Source organism: Flavobacteriaceae bacterium, from assembly GCA_014075215.1.
In the GTDB taxonomy this organism is placed as follows: domain Bacteria; phylum Bacteroidota; class Bacteroidia; order Flavobacteriales; family Flavobacteriaceae; genus Polaribacter.
This window is the reverse complement of sequence record CP046177.1, coordinates 1,476,902-1,494,637: the sequence shown is the minus strand read 5'-3', so window position 1 is coordinate 1,494,637 and position 17,736 is coordinate 1,476,902. Positions and strand designations below refer to the sequence as shown.

General features: G+C 33.2%; 17 protein-coding genes and 5 pseudogenes. 15 read left to right on the top strand and 7 right to left on the bottom strand.

The annotated features are described in order from the left end of the window. Positions 1–676 precede the first annotated feature (676 nt). A pseudogene (locus tag GKR88_07485) lies at positions 677–1,471 on the top strand (DEAD/DEAH box helicase). Between the two features lie 24 nt (positions 1,472–1,495). On the opposite strand, the gene GKR88_07480 reads toward GKR88_07485, so the two are convergent. Next, a complete protein-coding gene (locus GKR88_07480; GenBank protein ID QMU64142.1) occupies positions 1,496–1,903 on the bottom strand; it encodes a tetratricopeptide repeat protein in 408 nt (135 codons plus the stop codon). 134 nt (positions 1,904–2,037) lie between these two features. On the opposite strand from GKR88_07480, the gene GKR88_07475 reads away from it, so the two are divergent. The 4 genes from GKR88_07475 to GKR88_07460 all read left to right on the top strand — a co-directional run bounded on the left by GKR88_07475 (position 2,038) and on the right by GKR88_07460 (position 4,747). Continuing rightward, the gene (locus tag GKR88_07475) at positions 2,038–3,132 is read left to right on the top strand and encodes an IS4 family transposase (protein QMU64141.1); all 1,095 of its coding nucleotides are present in this window, start codon (positions 2,038–2,040) and stop codon (positions 3,130–3,132) included. A gap of 122 nt (positions 3,133–3,254) precedes the next feature. Then, on the top strand, positions 3,255–3,545 hold the full coding sequence (locus GKR88_07470) for a hypothetical protein (GenBank protein ID QMU64140.1): 291 nt from the start codon (positions 3,255–3,257) through the stop codon (positions 3,543–3,545). A 25-nt stretch (positions 3,546–3,570) separates the two neighbouring features. Next, a complete protein-coding gene (locus GKR88_07465) occupies positions 3,571–4,116 on the top strand; it encodes a hypothetical protein (protein ID QMU64139.1) in 546 nt (181 codons plus the stop codon). Positions 4,117–4,294: 178 nt separating this feature from the next. Further along, complete coding sequence (locus GKR88_07460) at positions 4,295–4,747, top strand: hypothetical protein (GenBank protein ID QMU64138.1); 453 nt, start codon at positions 4,295–4,297, stop codon at positions 4,745–4,747. A 10-nt stretch (positions 4,748–4,757) separates the two neighbouring features. Here the strand turns inward: GKR88_07460 and GKR88_07455 are convergent. Beyond that, a pseudogene (locus GKR88_07455) lies at positions 4,758–5,195 on the bottom strand (ATP-binding protein). A 23-nt stretch (positions 5,196–5,218) separates the two neighbouring features. Next, a protein-coding gene (locus GKR88_07450) for an IS3 family transposase (protein QMU64137.1) occupies positions 5,219–6,384 on the bottom strand; the annotation gives its coding sequence in 2 pieces (ribosomal slippage) (positions 5,219–6,135 and positions 6,135–6,384; 1,167 coding nt in all). A gap of 526 nt (positions 6,385–6,910) precedes the next feature. On the opposite strand from GKR88_07450, the gene GKR88_07445 reads away from it, so the two are divergent. Then, a complete protein-coding gene (locus GKR88_07445) occupies positions 6,911–7,243 on the top strand; it encodes a hypothetical protein (GenBank protein QMU64136.1) in 333 nt (110 codons plus the stop codon). 248 nt (positions 7,244–7,491) lie between these two features. Further along, positions 7,492–8,091, top strand: coding sequence for a hypothetical protein (locus GKR88_07440; protein QMU64135.1), 600 nt, complete (start codon positions 7,492–7,494; stop codon positions 8,089–8,091). A gap of 15 nt (positions 8,092–8,106) precedes the next feature. On the opposite strand, the gene GKR88_07435 is transcribed toward GKR88_07440, so the two are convergent. Then, positions 8,107–8,322, bottom strand: coding sequence for a helix-turn-helix domain-containing protein (locus tag GKR88_07435; protein QMU64134.1), 216 nt, complete (start codon positions 8,320–8,322; stop codon positions 8,107–8,109). 95 nt (positions 8,323–8,417) lie between these two features. On the opposite strand from GKR88_07435, the gene GKR88_07430 reads away from it, so the two are divergent. From GKR88_07430 to GKR88_07420, 3 genes are all read left to right on the top strand, one after another. After that, positions 8,418–8,552: a type I addiction module toxin, SymE family gene (locus tag GKR88_07430; protein QMU64133.1), complete on the top strand. Its 135-nt coding sequence runs from the start codon at positions 8,418–8,420 to the stop codon at positions 8,550–8,552. Between the two features lie 518 nt (positions 8,553–9,070). Beyond that, the gene (locus GKR88_07425; GenBank protein ID QMU64132.1) at positions 9,071–9,994 is read left to right on the top strand and encodes an IS1595 family transposase; all 924 of its coding nucleotides are present in this window, start codon (positions 9,071–9,073) and stop codon (positions 9,992–9,994) included. A gap of 550 nt (positions 9,995–10,544) precedes the next feature. Next, positions 10,545–10,775 carry an NINE protein gene (locus tag GKR88_07420; GenBank protein ID QMU64131.1) on the top strand — a complete coding sequence of 77 codons (231 nt, stop codon included), beginning with the start codon at positions 10,545–10,547 and terminating at the stop codon, positions 10,773–10,775. A 13-nt stretch (positions 10,776–10,788) separates the two neighbouring features. Here the strand turns inward: GKR88_07420 and GKR88_07415 are convergent. Continuing rightward, positions 10,789–11,954: pseudogene (locus GKR88_07415) on the bottom strand (IS3 family transposase). A 146-nt stretch (positions 11,955–12,100) separates the two neighbouring features. Between GKR88_07415 and GKR88_07410 the strand changes: the two are divergent. The 5 genes and pseudogenes from GKR88_07410 (at position 12,101) to GKR88_07390 (ending at position 15,172) form a co-directional block, all read left to right on the top strand. Next, on the top strand, positions 12,101–13,090 hold the full coding sequence (locus GKR88_07410; GenBank protein ID QMU64130.1) for an IS1595 family transposase: 990 nt from the start codon (positions 12,101–12,103) through the stop codon (positions 13,088–13,090). Between the two features lie 155 nt (positions 13,091–13,245). Beyond that, positions 13,246–14,115 (top strand): annotated as a pseudogene (locus GKR88_07405) (site-specific DNA-methyltransferase). After that, positions 14,084–14,687: pseudogene (locus GKR88_07400) on the top strand (cytosolic protein). The pseudogenes GKR88_07405 and GKR88_07400 overlap by 32 nt, the downstream one beginning before the upstream one ends. A 98-nt stretch (positions 14,688–14,785) precedes the next feature. Beyond that, positions 14,786–14,965 carry a hypothetical protein gene (locus GKR88_07395; GenBank protein QMU64129.1) on the top strand — a complete coding sequence of 60 codons (180 nt, stop codon included), beginning with the start codon at positions 14,786–14,788 and terminating at the stop codon, positions 14,963–14,965. A 48-nt stretch (positions 14,966–15,013) separates the two neighbouring features. Then, a complete protein-coding gene (locus tag GKR88_07390; GenBank protein QMU64128.1) occupies positions 15,014–15,172 on the top strand; it encodes a YqaE/Pmp3 family membrane protein in 159 nt (52 codons plus the stop codon). A 145-nt stretch (positions 15,173–15,317) separates the two neighbouring features. On the opposite strand, the gene gldG is transcribed toward GKR88_07390, so the two are convergent. Then, positions 15,318–16,970, bottom strand: coding sequence for a gliding motility-associated ABC transporter substrate-binding protein GldG (gene gldG / locus GKR88_07385; GenBank protein ID QMU64127.1), 1,653 nt, complete (start codon positions 16,968–16,970; stop codon positions 15,318–15,320). Continuing rightward, a complete protein-coding gene (gene gldF / locus GKR88_07380) occupies positions 16,963–17,682 on the bottom strand; it encodes a gliding motility-associated ABC transporter permease subunit GldF (GenBank protein ID QMU64126.1) in 720 nt (239 codons plus the stop codon). Before gldF ends, gldG begins: the two co-directional genes overlap by 8 nt. Positions 17,683–17,736: the final 54 nt, after the last annotated feature.

The following is a 17,736-nucleotide window of genomic DNA, read 5'->3' as shown; positions in this document are numbered from 1 at the left end:
TTATCAGATATGCCTTATGGGTTTTATCAATTTGTTCGGTTTGTAGCATTAATCGGATTTGGAATTTTGGCATATAAGGCGAATGAAGAAAGCGGGAATACCTAAATGATTATTTACGGTGGACTTACATTACTCTTTCAACCGTTTTTTAAAATAGCACTTGGAAGGGAAATGTGGAACATTGTAGACGTGATTGTCGGAATTGGACTTATTGCAAGTTTGATTATGAATAGAACAAAAAGCCAACGCTAAAAGCCATACACATTTGCAATTCGCACCAGCCAACGCTACGCCAAAAATTGCAAAAGAGTATGTCTTGCCAACGCTCACTTCCGAATTAATATTAAAACCTCGGAAAACCAAGCAGGACGTGGAAAGCCAGCTTACAACAATGTATAAAAATAATAGCGGTTTTATCGCTAAAATGAAAGTAAGTAAATATAAATAAGGTCTGTGTTTATCCGAAAAGTTAGTGCTTAAAAATCCGCTACTATTCTTATACTAAATCGTTGGGCAACATACAAAAAAGCCCACCGCACAAATAGCACATTTGGTTTTTGCCGATACGAAAGCCAACGCTGAAAAAACCAAAAGAGCTGTTTTTTGCCAACGCTCGGACGAAGATAAACGACAATGAAAAGGTAACTTTGAGCCTTGGAAAATTGAAATAAGATAAATGACGACAAAAACAGAAACAAAACAGTTTCAATATGAAATACAAGATTACCAAGAGGACTGCGTAAATAACATTATTAGTCTTTTTGAAAGCCTACGCCAAAAACAAAATTTTGGCGAGGTGCTGACAGCACACCATAAAAAGAACAAATACAATTTTTCAGTTCAAGACACTAAAAACATTGACATAATGATGGAAACGGGAACGGGAAAAACGTTCACGTTTATCAAAACCATTTTTGAACTGAGCAAAAATTTTGGCTACAAGAAATTTATCGTTCTTATTCCAACTGTTCCAATTCGTGAAGGAACAAAAACAAACTTAGAAGACACCAAAGATTACTTTAAAAGCTTCTACGCAAACGAGAAAGAAAAGGAAATTGAAACCTTTGTTTACGAGGGTGGAAACATTTCTGCCGTTAGACAATTTATAGGCACTTCGCATTTATCGGTTTTGGTAATGACACCTAGTTCATTTAGCCACAAAGACAATATTCTTAACCGACCACTTGAAAAGGACATAAATACACCTGAATTGTTTGTAAACAATCAAGAACCACCAAAATCATATTTGGAATGTTTGAAACGCTTAAATCCAATTGTGATAATGGACGAACCTCACCGTTTTGAAGGAAATGCTTTTAAAACATATTTTGAGGGATTTGAAAATTACTTTTTGCGCTTTGGAGCAACATTCCCCAAAAAGAAAGACAGTTTAATGCTTTCAAACGTAGCTTATGTTTTAGATAGCATTACTTCTTTCCGCCAAAACTTGGTAAAAAAAATTGTGGTTTATAGCCATTGTTGTAAACAGTTATTTTTAGTTACAAAATTTGTTATATCCTTGACAAGCATCATAATCACCTAATTCACAGGCTTTTTTCATAAACTGACAAGATTTATATTTTTCACCTTGCTTTCCATAAACTATTGCTAATTTCATAAAAGGGTCTGAATTGTTCGGATTTAGTTTTATAGACTTTTCAAAATCAAAAATAGCACCATAATTATCATTCTTTTTTTGTCGTGCCGAACCTCTTAAATAATAGCTGTTTGCATTATTTGGGTTCAATTCAATGGCTTTATCATAGTCATTCAGGGCTTTATCTATATTTCCTAACATAAAATTGCAAATACCTCGATTATAAAACGCCTCATAGTCCATAGAAAACTCTCCAATTGATTGAGTGAAATATTCACTTGCGAGTTTATAATTTTTATAATCCATTTGATTTAAACCTTTTTTCTTTAGTACATGACAAAAAATATAATTAATTGATTATCAGTAAATTAAATGTTAAATAATTAAAATAAAGCATTGATTTTCAGTATATTAGAAGAATAACATCACTCATTTTTCTAATGAAAAAAACCAATGCTTCCACTAAAAGTAGTGAATTAAATTCAGTTTTAAGTTCTCATTTCCAAGGTAAGATCAATTTGGCAAGAATCAAACTCATATCACATTTCATTATCGCCCTCTGTAAGGTACAGACAGTTACCTTTGAAAAGGTAGCCAACGCTTTTGAGACCTCAGTAGATTCGAAGTCATCACTCAGACGTATTCAAAGATTTATTGCTGATTATTCGTTGGATGGAGATTTGATCGCTCGTCTTATATTTAGTCTCCTTCCTAAGCAAGAGGGATTGATCTTGAGTATTGATAGGACCAATTGGAAGTTTGGTCAGACCAACATCAACATTTTTAAGTTGGGAGTTGTCTATAAAGGTGTTGCCTTCCCATTGTTATTTACTATGTTAGATAAGCCAGGGAACTCTAACAGTCAGGAGCGTATTGATCTTGTGAATCGTTTCATAAGACTTTTTGGCAAAGATGTTATTAAATCCATTGTAGCCGATAGAGAGTTTGTAGGTAATCATTGGTTGGATTTCTTGAATACAAATGGAATCAAATATTATATCCGCATTCGAAACAACTTTAAGGTAGAGCTTCCTGATAAGAACAAAACCATCAAAGTATTTCACTTGTTTAATCCACATAAGATCAATGAGTTTGTGTATTATCCTAAAATTGTACGTGTTAATGGTCAGCTTTGTTTCCTTTCCGGATGCAAGTTGTACCCAAAAAATGGAAAGCCTGATTTCTTAATCATTGTATCGTTCAACGCTCCTGATAAGGCCTTTGAACAATACAAAGAACGATGGCAGATAGAGATGTGTTTTAAAGCAATGAAAGCCAGTGGCTTTGATATTGAAAACACACACCTGCAAGATATTAAGCGTATTGAAAAATTAGTACTGTTTGTAATGATGGCTTTCGTATGGTGTTACAAAGTTGGTATATATTTACATCAGATTAAGCCTATCAAAATAAAAAAGCATGGAAGAATGGCTAAAAGCATATTCAAATATGGATTAGATTATATCGCTTCTGTGCTATTAAACCCTGTAAATCAAAACAATATGAACTTGACTAAATTTTTGTCATGTACTTAGATTTTGTACATTTAATAAAAATTGTAACGGTTTGATAAGTTGGAGCTTCGAAATTCCGGCCTCCGCATATTGCCATTCGTTGGCAAACATTACTCACTCAAAATCTTAAAAAAGGAAATAAGATGAATATAGAATTTTTTAAATCAATAATTATTGGAAAATGGAAATATGAAGATGGTAGAATATTGGAATTTGAAACGAGTGAGGATTTTATATTTACCGACAAAAATGGAGTTTCTCATCCCGAAAAACAAAAATTATTTCTTTCAGAAAAAAACGGGACTTTACAATTAAGCATTCCAGTTTTATTTGAAGCAATTGGAATAATAAAATCAGTTTATGATAATGAAATCATTTATGATAGTTTTGAACTAGATGGAACAAAAACTGAATTGAAATTAATTAGAATTTAATTTATTCTCTTTTACAATTAACGATATGAAAAAACCACTATTCCTATTAAGCCTTTTACTTTTAAATTACATCGGATTTTCTCAAGAATATGAAGTAAAACCAAACGGATTGAAAGACAAATCTAATATTAAAAATGCTTTTTTGGTAATTGAAACACCTGAAAAAACAACTTCGGAGCTTTATCAAAATGCAATAAAATATAAAAATCCAGACGAGGTAATTAAAGGAAAAAACGAATATTTACGATTTGAGACTTACGTACCACAATTTACAAAAGTGAATAACAGCGGAGCAAAATTGGACGTAAGTATGAAATATACAACGGAATTGAGATTTAAAGATGGAAAAGTACGATTCGAAATAACTGCTTTAAGTATAACTGCCGACAATGGTGGAAGAAGCGTTGAATTTAGTGGTAGTATTTGGAAAGGTTATCCGATTTACGATAAAAAAAATGGAGATTTAAGACTTCCAGAGACAAAATCTGAAATAGAAAAGTATTTCAACAACAAAGTAATTGAAGTAAAAAACTTTCTATTGGATATAAAAACAGAAAAAGATGATTGGTAAAAAAAAATAACGATTTGCCAACACCGTGTATAATTAATTGCTAGGTGAGTTGGTTAAGAGCAAGAGTTAGTTTCTTTTCGTATTTTTAACTAAGTGAAAAATTATAACTAATTTTCCGCAACTACTCATAGCCGAGACCGTTAGGCACAATTAAAATAAGAACACAAAAATGAATAATATGAAAAAATCAAACTTAGTTTGGCAATTTGCAATGGGAGTAATCTTAACAGCAATGATTTCTTGCCAAAGTAATCCAACGGACAAAATCCAAGGCGTATTTAATGCAGACAAAGCCTCACTAAAAACCATGATGAAAGAAAAAATGGGAAATGACAATGCCTTTGCTTCGGCTTTGTTGGAGAAGGCAATTGAAAATGCGGTTATAGAATTTAAGATTAGCGGTGACTCAATAAACGGTTTAATGTTCCTTGTAGGTCAAACAACCATTTTGAGTTCTAAAGTTGAAATTAGAAATGATAGTATGGTTGCTCAATCTGAGAACTCCGATTTTTACCTAATCCCAAATGACAAAGGGATATTGTTTAAGAATAAGAACTCTGAATGGCTATTTCGGAGTGACCATGCCACTGATTTCGGTCAAACAGTGCCACTCATAGAAGTATTGCAATAATAGTTAAAATTTAGTTTTTATCATTTTGTAAAATGGTTTTTCTCATTGATTCACCTTCGAGCATTATTCTATGTGATGAGTTGACGATACGGTCTAAAATGGCATCAGCAATAGTACCTTCTCCTATAGTTTCATACCAAGCTGACACAGGTATTTGTGATGCTATTATAGTTGATGATTTTCCATGTCTGTCATCTATAATATCCATTAACGCCTCACGAGCATGATTATCAAAACTCTGAAGCCCAAAATCATCAAGTATTAAAAGTTCAACTTTTAAGATTCTATTAAGTTCTCTGAGGTAGGTTCCATCAATTTTACAAAGTTTTAGTCTTTTAAACATTCTGGCAGTATTTTGATACAGTGTTTTATGTTGTAACATACAGCTTTGGTGTCCCAAAGCTTGTGCGATATAGCTTTTACCTACGCCAGATGCACCTGTGGATATGCAACAAAAAATGGTACAAAAAGTTAAGCTACATTTTTGATTTGATATAATTTTTCAAATTCGATGATATTTTTGTAACCAAGAGCAGAATGTCTTCTGTATCTGTTGTACCAAGTTTCTATGTATTCAAAGACTTTAATTTGAAGACTTTTGTTGGATATAAACTTATTGTCTATCATTAGTTCTGTTTTGATTGTTTTAAAAAAAGATTCAGCTACTGCATTATCCCAACAGTTTCCTTTTCTACTCATACTGGGTGTTACATGATAACTTTTAAGGATATTAACAAACGCATGAGATGCGTATTGTACACCTCGATCAGAATGAAAAATCATACCTTCACAAGGCATTCTGTTGTTTACAGCCATTCTCCATGCAGCAATGATAGTTTGTCTTGCTTTGAGTCCATTGCTCAAAGACCAACCAATGACTTTACGATCAAACAGGTCAATAATTACCGTTAAGTACAGCCATCCTTGTGCAGGCTTTAAATAGGTAATATCAGAAACCCATTTCTGTGCAGCAGCGGTAGCTTTAAAATCTCTATCCAATACATTATCAGCTACTGGATATTGATGCTTAGAATCTGTCGTGACAACAAATTTCTTTTTACGAACTGCTTTAATCCCGTGTTTTTTCATCAATCGTGCTACCCTAGACCTAGATACTTTAAACCCTTTAGCTTTGAGTTCCTCTGTAATTCTAGGACTTCCATAAGTAGATTTACTTCGCTCACAGATACGGTGAATCTCAGAGAGTAGCATACGATTTTTTCCATCTCTATCTGATGGAACATAATTCTTACTCCTGTAATAACTGTTTCTACTAATTTTAAAAATTTTACACATCTTCCCAACCGGATATTCTCTACTGTAATCTTTGATAAATTTCAATACTTCCGATCGCTCTTGGAGAAGATGCTCACGGCCTTTTTTAAGATATCCCGCTCCATGGTAACATCCTTGAGCTGTTTACGTAATCGCTCTAACTCTTTCTGATCTTCTGTGAGTTGTTTGACGCCATTACCGCTAAAAGCTAAATCAGGACGCTGTTCTAATTCTCTACGCCATCTGTAAATAAGATCTGCACTGATTCCCAATTCCATGGCAATCTGCTTTGTGTTACCTCGTACATTGCTTAATTCTACTGCTTTAATTTTAAACTCTTTACTGTATTTTCTTCGTTTCATATGGTTAAGTTATTTTAGATAAAATTAGCTTAACTCTTTGTCACTCTAAATGTAGCAAGTCCAGAAGGCTCAGTATTTGTTTTAAATCCATAGGATCAAGTGTGTTTGCCATGCTGTTATTTTTATAATAAACAGCAAGGTAATTGCTTACTTAATCTCTATAAGTGGTCACTGTGTAATGTCAATGTGTGGCACAAATCAAACCGTAAAACTAGCACAGTTTAAACCGTAATTAATGGCACTATGACTCCGAAATCAATGGCACAAATCGAAACGGAATAGCCAATCTGAACAAGGAGTTCAGCTCATTAAGTCTGACCAAACAGACATTTCTTCTGACACAAAAGAGGCTATAAAAAATCTTGCGAAAAAAGAACAAGAGCTAAAAGAATTCAATGACAACTTAGGGAAATGGCAGAAAGGTAATTTTGTTGATGAGTTCGGTGATAATACCGGAAAAGGTTATCCATACTCGGTAGTTAGAGGTGAACATGAAAACTCTTCTGTTATTCAATCTGACGTTTTTGTGAAGACAACAATTGATGGAGAAAGTCTATATTTTCAGATTTTCAATAGTAGTATGACTTTAAAAGAAAACTTTCCTGATAGTGAATTTGGAACAATTAAAATCAAGTTTCCAAGCGGAGATGTAAAAAATGAAAAAGTTTTCTTTTATAAAAACACTGTATCTGAATCACCTGATGATAAAAACAAACTAATTTATAACCACTTAATGACTGAAAGTGGAGAACTGAAAATATTGATTGACTTAGGTACTGCAAGTAGATATTACTCGGACAAATATCAATTTTCAATTAGCAAGAATAATCTTGACGAAATTCTTGCTGAAGTAAAATAAAAAAGCGCCTAACAAAAGCTATACGTAATGCGGAGTTTAGAGCAAACCGAAAGGTCGGTGCTATTAATCCGCCAAAACTTCGTTTTGACGTTTTTTTTGAATAAAATTAAAACACAAAAACAAAGTTTTGGCTACCACTACTGCCCTATTGAAAACTACTGCTTTTCAATCCCGCACTACGCATAGCAAAACCGTTGGGCGTAATTAAGAACTGCAAGTTTTAAATGATAGGAATAGAACAAAATAGCTTGAAATTTCGAGATGAAAATGCGAGGAATAGTTTGAATATTAAAATCCAAACACATCCAATAAGAAATTTACTGAATTTAGAACTGACTCCGTTAGCTGAATTAATTTCTAAACCATACTATTTACACCCGATCGAATTGGATTTTAATAAAAGAACAGTTGAAATTGGAATGACAGATTACACAACTTCGAAGTTCAACGGAAATTATACACTAAAATATGAATTGTGGGATTTGAAAGCTTTTGTAAAATACTCATTTCCAATAGTTGGCGGAAAGGATTTTTTATTTCGTTCAACTCAAGACAGAGAAGTTCCTGAATTCGTGAAGTTTGTAAAAATATCAAGAACTAAAGATCAATTAGAGATCATATATCAAACCAATCATCCTAAGAAAGAACTTCCTGAGATTATTAAAAGGGCAATAAAAAATTCAACTGAAAAGGTAATTGAATCAATCAAAAGTATCACGTCAAAAATTGAAAATGATACTAGCTCGTTCAATAAATCGTTGACAAAGTTTACTTTAGATTTAATGACAGAACGTAAAGAAAAAATAGAATCCGAAGGACAACAAACGGACGAAATGAATGACTTTTGACAAGTCATAACAACACTAAAAATCGACTAGCTTCTTTAAAGTAACCTCAAGAGCTTCAGCAATTTCTAGTAAAGAATAAAGTGTTGGATTGACTTTTCCATTTTCTAACTTTTCAACAGCTTGTCGATCTTTATTGCATGCACGGGCTAAATCAGATTGACTCCAACCCTTTTGACTTCTTAACTCAACAATACGTTGACCGATTTTCTTTTTAAGTTGTTCTTTGTTCACAAAACAAATGTCAATTAATAATACGACAATTTTGTCATATAAAAGTTTGACAAGATAATTTTAATCATTATGTTTGTCATATAATAATGCGACAAATGAAAAAACCCAGAACACTCAAAGTTTACGAAACTTTTCAAGCTCGACAATGGAAATATGTTGTCATTCCAGAAATACAACTGAAAGGAAAATGGTTGAGAGATCTCGGATTTGAAATTGGCGATCAGATTTAGATTAAACAGCAAAAGAACAAATTGACCATTACGTTAGTCGATAAGAAAAAATAAAACAATTACGCCGAACTAGGTGTATAAAATTGCTACGTCTTTCTCTCTTGAGAAATTTTAACTACTTTTAAATCAACAATAAAAATGAAAAATTTCTTATTTTAATCTACTTGATAAATTTATCGGAAGTAAAAAATTAATGGGATTATTAGGCGATATAAATGAAATCAAAAAGACTTGGGCGAATTCGTCGAGAGGGCAAAATTTTTTATTATTCTAAGTAGTCTAATTACTTTTAATTCACTGGCATCTATATCTGATGCAGTATTTAAATGGAAAGGATTTATATCAGATGGGTTGGAATTTTATAGAGCAAATATAACTAGTCCGTTAACAAAATTTTTCTCCTTGTTAAACCTTGAGTATGAATTATTCGAAATGAACGTAATTATTATTACGTTTTTGATTACACTTAATTATGCCACTAATTTAAAAATTCGTATCTTAATATAAAGTTTAGAATTATGAATTTACTACATTTTATTGAACAATTTCCAGATGAGTTTTCCTGTAAATCACATATGAAGTTGGCTCGTTCAAAAGAAGGAGTCATTTGCAAAAAATGTCAATCAAAAAAGCACTATTGGTTAAAGTCTAAATGGATGTGGCAATGTTCTTATTGTGGTTTTAGAACTACTCTACGCAGCGGTACTATGATGGAGAACTCCAATTTACCTATTCGTACTTGGTATCTCGCTATGGCATTTATGACTTTTAGTAAAAAAGGTATTTCTGCTGCCGAATTACAACGTCAGCTCAACCATACACGTTATACCACTATATGGTCTCTTATGCACAGAATACGTTCGGCTATGGGAAAACGAGATAATTTATACGACCTTGAAGATATGATTGAGTTTGATCAAGATTACTTTACTGTGGCAACAAAAGAATCCGACAGACAAAAGCTTAAAAGAGGCAGAGGCAGTCAAAAACAATCTAACGTAGCGGTAATGGCAGAGTCTGTACCTTTAGAAGATTTAAAGACTGGGAAACAATCCAAACAATGTCGTTATTTTAAAATGAAAGTTTTGGATACTCATAAAAAAGAAGAAGTCAACACGCTTATTGATAGTAATTTTGATGATACATGCATTGTTTTTAGCGACAAAAGCACGTCTTATGTAGACATAGGTGATTATGTGGAAGTACACATTACTGAAAAATCAAATAAAGAAACCACTATTACCACACTAAAATCGGTGCATATAGCCATAAGTAATGCAAAACGCACTCTGTTAGGTATTTACCATAAAATTAAAGGAAAATATTTGCAGAATTATCTTGACGAGTTCTGCTATAAACTCAACAGACGCTATTTCGCTGAAAGACTATTTGATAGACTGGTAGTAGCTGTCACTCATCAATACTGGTATAAAAGTGGGTAATCAATTACGTTTATATTGTTGTCTGCATTTCTTAGAGGAATGTACTTTTATGCACTAAAACATCAACATGTTAGAAAACGTGTTATTAAAGGCAAATACTATATTTCAGATATTTTGATAACAGTTGTCATTTTCACTATTTTTGGTCATCTTGGCTATTCCAAAAATATATTCTTGAACAGAATAGTCGTTGTTTTTAGTCCTCTACTTCTTGTTTTACTTCATTCAATATTTTTTTGGATTCACTATTCTAAAAACGACAACAAGCAAAAAACCGCTTTCGTTATACCGATAATTTCCTCAATTTTATTAGTTCTAATTCTAGCAGCAGTAAATAAAGGTCTTGAATTATGATTATTAATTTATCTAAGTTATCAAAACTTCACGCCTATAAAAACTACGCCCAACAAGGTGTATAAAAAATTGCGCTGATTCAGTAAATTGAAAATTATTGCTACCTTTAGTGGAAAGAAAAAATTGAAAAATTGCTTACTCCCCCTATTCGCAACTTTTCATACACTAGAACGTTGGGCTTAATGTAAAAAACGAAATGAAGAACAAAACTACAACTACATTATTAGCTTTTTTTCTTGGTGGACTTGGGGTTCACCAATTTTATCTTGGTAAATCTTTGAAGGGGATTTTTTATCTTTTATTCTCTTGGACATTTATTCCAGTTTTTATAGCTTTTATTGACTTTATCTTATTGCTTGTTATGGGACAAGAAAAATTTGATTTAAAGTATAACAGCGGCAATACTTCTACTTCTAGCCTAAATTAGGTGTAAGCTTCCCCTAATTAGAACTGTTTAAATTTCTAATATTTGATAAATTTATTGTTTTAATTCTCTTGGAGTTAGCCCCAAGAGAATTAATTTCTGCGTATTTTATTGGCGATAATCTACCAAGCCCGTCATGGGGTCGATGATGATTATAATCATACATCCAATCTTGGGTTTGTTCTCTTACTTGGTTAATGTTCTCAAAAATATATTTATCAATAACTCCTCGCCTATAAGTTCCATTAAATCTCTCTACAAATGCATTTTGAGTTGGTTTGACAGGGTGAATATAGGTAAACTCTATGTCATGCATTTGGCTCCATACAGCGGTGATATTAGCAATGAACTCCGGGCCATTATCCATACGTATCTTATTGGGCTTTCCTCTTCTATTAACAAGATCGTTAAGTACCCAAAACACACGATTACTTGGTAAAGAAAAATCTACTTCTATATGTAATGCCTCTCTATTACAGTTATCGATAATAGTAAAGGCTCTAAAACGTCTTTTGTTCTCAAGGGTATCGGTAACAAAATCCATACTCCATGTATCATTAAGATTTTCCGGAACCTCTAATGGTTCTTTCACTCTAGATGGTAATCGTTTTTTTACTTTACCACGTAGAGGAAGTCCTAATGCTTTGTAAACCCTATACAATCGTTTATGATTCCATGGTTTGCCTTGATTACGTAAACGACTATAAGCCTTCCAAAAACCTTCTTCTCAATGTTGAACTGCTTTTTCTTGTAAAGCGAGCTCTATCTCAGTATCGGCTTTGGGTAACGGTTTATAATAATAAACACTCTTGCTCATATTTAAGACTCGGCACGCCCTGCTAATACCATAATGTGCAAGTGTTTTACTTATCGTTCTCTTACGGCAAGGCTTTAAAGCTTTTTTGCAATAACCTCTTTTGCCATTTGATGATCTAAGGCTAGAGAAGCATACATCTGGTTGAGCATCCGGTTCTCACCCTCAAGCTCTTTGACGCAACGTAACTCTCCGGAACTCATCCCGGCATATTTAGAACGCCACTTGTAAAAAGTTGCTGAAATAAACCCATGTTCCCTGCTAATCTCTACAACTGTTTTCCCTTGATCAAACTCTTTCAAAATCTTTGCAAGATGTGAAGGTGAAAATTTACTCTTTCGCTTTGTTTGTCTATTGAAAGTTAAAATTAATCTTTCTAATTTTAAACAGTTCGGTTTTTAGGGAAGATTACATAAAAAATTGCTACCTTTTTTTCTAGTTTGAAAAATTATGATTATTTTTAAAAGCTAAGTTCTAATAAATATATGTATTATCTTTGATAAAAACAGATTATATGATTCCATCAGATTTTAGAGATTATTTCACAAACAGTTCTACAGCTACTCAGCAAGAGATTGTGTCGTCTTTACTATCACTGTCTTTGCAAGGGAGTGCTGTTAAAGATGATAAACAGGATAAAGCTATTACCTGTCCACATTGTACAAAGAAACGTATTCGAGCCAATGGTAAACTCAAAGGTGTTCAGCGTTATTTTTGTAATGATTGTAAGAAGAACTTTAGTGAGACTACAGGCAAGTTTTGGTATGGTATAAAGAAGAAAGACAAATTAAGCAAGTATCTATACTGCCTATTGTCTGGCTATAGTATTAGGAAAAGTGCCAAAGAAACAGGGATATCCATTCAAACCTCTTTTGATTGGCGACACAAATTACTCACCTCATTTTCTAGTGTTTCAGTAGAAGAATTTCAAGGTATTGTTGAGAGTGACGATTTGTTCTTCGCTTATTCAGAAAAAGGAAATCGTCATTTAGATAGAAAACCAAGACAACGCGGTGAGAAAGCAAGCAAAGCGGGCATAAGCAATGAAAAAGTAGCCGTAATTGCTACTTGCGATAGATCTGGAAACAAAGACTTTAAAGTAGCAACCAGAGGTCGTATAAGTAAAAAGGACTTAGATAAAGTACTCAAAGGAAAGCTCAACAAAGTAGAGGTCATCTGTAGTGATAGTCATAGAAGTTATGGTGCTTTTGCAAAAGCAAATACACTTAATCATAAAAAGTTTAACGCCTCAAAAGGACAGCGAACTATAGATAAAGTGTACCACGTACAAAATGTTAATAATATGGATATGCGATTGAGAAAATTTATGGAGTCTTTCAATGGTGTTGCAACAAAGTACCTTCAAAATTACTTGAACTGGTTCTTGGTTCTTGAAAAAATTAAGAATTCCACTAGCAAAATGACCGTTGTTACTGCTATTGCTTCAAATAGCGTATGGTATGAATATAAACAACAACTATTTAATATGTTAATTAGAACTTAGCCTTTTTAAACTAATTAATAAGAATGAAAAATTGTTATTTTAAAAATCGCAACTTTTCATATATACAGACCGTTTTAGCCAACACAGATTCACAAAAATCGAAGTCTTGAAAAAGTACGATATTTGATTAAATAATTTAGCAAGCCAGTAGAACAATGGAAATAATTACAGACATAAGATTAGGAGATTGTAAGAAAATTTTAAAAGAGTTATCCGAAAAGTCTGTTGATTTGATATTCACATCCCCGCCTTATGCCGACCAAAGAAAAAGTACTTACGGTGGAATACACCCAACAAAATATGTCGAATGGTTTTTACCAATTTCCAAAGAATTGTTGCGTGTTTTAAAACCCACAGGCTCATTTGTCCTGAACATTAAAGAAAGAGTAATCAACGGGGAACGAAGCACTTATGTTATGGATCTGATTTTGGAAATGCGAAAACAAGGTTGGTTATGGACAGAAGAATACATTTGATACAAAAAGAATTGCTATCCGGGTAAATGGCCAAATCGATTTCGTGACGCCTGGGAACGTGTGTTACATTTCAATAAGGATAAGAAGTTCAATATGTACCAAGAAGAAGTTATGGTGCCAATGGGCGATTGGGCAAAAACCCGACTTAAAAACCTCAGCAAGACAGATAAAACAAGAGATGAATCCAAGGTAGCCAGCGGTTTTGGAAAGAATATATCGAACTGGTTAGACAGGGACAAAGCCTACCCAACTAATGTGTTACACCTTGCTACAGAATGTAATAATAAAAATCATAGTGCGGCATTTCCAGAAGGACTTCCTGAATGGTTTATTAAGCTTTTCACACAACCGGGTGATACGGTTTTAGACCCGTTTATGGGTTCGGGAACAACAAATTTTGTAGCCCAAAGAATGAGTAGAAACTCAATAGGGATAGATATCCAACAAGAATACTACGATATGGTACAAGAACAAATTGACAAAAAGAAACTTGTACTTTTTGAACCCGAAGAAATATATGAAACAGCTAAACTTAACGGATGTAACTAAATACGTAGAAGATAATATCGGAGTATTCCACCAAAAGAGAATTGAAAGACTTAACCGCCTTAAACTCAAAACTGTTCTCAAAAAGAAAAACCCGTATCTGTTCAAAGCAAAGCATATTCTAACCGCCAGTGAAATTGTTCAGGGAATTGCCGATGCTTTCATATCGTCAGCCGAAGAAACCATTTTTGGAGATTGGTTAGAAAGTTTGGCTATTTTCATAAACCAGAAAGTATATAGCGGTTGGAAATCCGGGATTCCCAACATAGACCTTATTGGTGGTTGTTTCAGTAAATGGTTGTTGCTACGGAATAGACAACAATCCCGACAAAGGAGACTACTTCAAATATTGTGGGCAAGAATTTTGGGAATTTATTTCCGGTGATGAAGGTTTATATACCGAAATAATTGAACCTCTTGGACACAAGGCTAAAGAACGTAATGAAGAATTCCAACAATCCTATTCAAGGATGATAAATCAATTTACGAAAGAGTTTATTCAGGATTTCTGCGATGAAAACGGAGATATAGATTGGAATAAATTGGTTGAATTTAACTCCGGAAAGAAAAAATGATTACTGGATACAGCAACAGTAACCGTTACACAACTCTCAGGTCTCAAAAATAGAGGTTCGTTTTAAGCTCATTTAAAAGGAGTTTGCTTTTTTAAGTTATGTTTTCTAAAAATTTAGATGGCATACAAGCAGCTAATTTTTCGTTTTTAGGAATCCCTTTTTTTAAAATCATAAAAAATGCAAATAGTACCAAGCTACACACACAAAACAGCAACCAGATGTACTCTCTTGTACGGATACTAATGCAGGTAAATACTTCGTTCGGAATTATGGTGTAACAAATCTATACTAAAAACGTCTTATAATTGTATAACATTTTATAAGCTATGAGTTTTTTTCGTGTGCTACTGGCTATTTTATTTCCTCCATTATCGGTTATAGATAAAGGGTGTGGTTCTTTCTTTATTATCTTTTTATTAACGCTTTGCGGGTGGATTCCGGGGGTCATCGGAGCTTTGGTGATTTTAAATAATCCCGGAAATTGAAATTTAACGGAGTTTCTATATTATTTTACCTTTTATTTTTCTTAAAAAAACACAGTTGAAATGATCAAAAAGTAAGAAAGTTGAAAAGCTAAGATCCAATTACTTAAAACCTTTCAAACCAAGAACTTTTTAATACTAAAATGGTTTAAAGATTGTGTAAGGAAAATTTTTTCTTCCTAAAATAAGCAAAACCCGTTCCAAAAATACACAGCAATAAAAGTGGTAAAATAACATTTAGAAACTGCCAAAAAGTTCGTTCTTTAAAAGCTCTTTGCTTATCTAAATGAGGTATCCGGACGTTTTTACTTCTTAGAGTAATCAAACCCGTATCATCTAGTAAATAATCTACCGCATTGATTAGAAATTCTTTATTCCCAAATTGTTCATTCGTCCATCTGTCAAATGATAAATCATGTGGTTTTCCTTTTAGGGTTTGGTTTTTTCCAATGTCTCCGTCGGAAACAACAAGCATTTTATTACGCTCCCCCCGGCTTTTAAACAGAGAAGTCTCAAAAGGTTTAATTCTGTTCTTGTAAGCGGAATTAAAATCACCTTCCAAAAGCACTCCAAATAGTTGGTGATTTCCCCTGTAATCTTCTTCTTTGGGTTCTGTTCCAATATGTTGCAGTTCGATGAAATTCGGAGTACTTGTTTTTCTTGTCAGAGGAGAACTGACTAATAAGGGTGTTTTCTTGATATTGTTTTTTAAAGTGTCTATCTGAGTTACAAATTGCATTCTTACCGGAGCTATATTTTTAGTGATCGGATGATTTGGATTACCATTTACAACCGGATGATAAAACCACGGCAAACTTTGAAATTGAGGCTGATTTCCTATATTTCCTGTTGCCAGGAAAATCTTTGCTGCATACAGATCCTGAATTAAGCCGGTATGTATCCGAATACCATAATTAAAAAGCAAATCCGTAAGATTTAAATCTCTTGGATAGGCTAGCATTTTTCCCGAATTATACAGGCTATCCATATCTGCCTGTACATTATCTATCATCCACAATGTATTACCTCCATTTACAATGTATTGATCCAATGTAAATTTTTCTTCCTCAGTAAATTTCTGAGTAGGTTTTGCAATGATAGCCAGGTCAAAATTCAACATGTCTTTTAATGTTCTTTTGGGATTTGTTGCCACGGAATCCAACGTAAATTTTGCCAGGCTATTTTTTTTAGCGATTTCCGATAAAAAACTATATAAATAGATATCTTCCAGTTCTCCATTACCTGTAATAACCGCAATGCGTTTTTTTTGTTTTTTGATGATCGTATTAATGGCATCCAGAAAAGAAAATTCCAAACTCCCGATAGCGTTCTGTAACTGCTGTTCCTGAGACGTAACAATAGTGTCAGGCAGTAAGGAAACTAATGACGTTTTATTTACATATTCAATTTCTGCCCAGGGAAAAATAATGGCTTCCGACAGCTTACTGTCTTCTTCTACGGTTAACTGACTCGGAATCATTCCTTTTCTTACCAATTCTTCTCTATCGCTATCCGGATTGACAAAACGAATGATAATATTCTTATTTTCTGCTCGTAATTCCTCTAAAAACTGCTGTGTTTCTATTTGCAATCTTTTAAATTCGGCAGGAAAATCGCCTTTTAGATAAACCGTTATAAATAAAGGATCATTGATTTTATTTAAAATTGTAGTACTTACTTCAGACAGGGTATATCTTTTGTCTTCGGTTAAGTCAAAACGTTGGTAAAAATATTGGTTGATACTATTTATGAATAGTAAACCGGCTGTCAGTAATAAAATTGATTTGACCTCCTTATTCATATCCAACTTTTTGTTTGGTTAGAAATAAAAAGAATATAACTATACTGATAAAATACATAATATCTCTGGTATCTATCACTCCCCTGCTAATACTTTTAAAATGTTCATTCATACCTAGCAACCTAATAGTATAACCGATATCAGGAAAACTGTTTGCAACAGCATCAAATCCATAAAAAAGAAAACAGGTAACAAAAGCTCCCAATACAAATGCCACAATTTGATTTTTTGAGAGTGTAGAAGTAAACAATCCGATAGCTGCATACGCTGCTGCTAAAAATAACAATCCTATATAAGAGCCTATTGTACTGCCCAAATCAATATTCCCGACAGGGTTTCCCAGTTCATATACCGTGTATATATAGGTAAACGTAGGGAGTAAAGATATAACAATCAATGCTACAGATGCTAAAAATTTCCCTAAAACAATTTGCCAATCCGTGACAGGTTTTGTTTTCAACAATTCAATGGTTCCCGAATTAAGTTCTTCCGCAAAACTCTTCATGGTAATAGCCGGAATTAAGAAAAGAAAAATCCAAGGAGCAAAAAAGAAGAAACTATTCAAATCTGCAAAACCCGCATTTAAAATATTGAAGCCGTCTTTAAACACCCATAAAAACAGACCGTTCATCAATAAAAAAGCTCCAATAACTACATAAGCTACTGCAGATGAAAAAAACGAATGAATCTCTTTTTTAAAAATTGGAAACATATTTTAGCTTGAAAGTTATAAAGTTAAAAGTTTGAAAAATGCATGGATGGTATG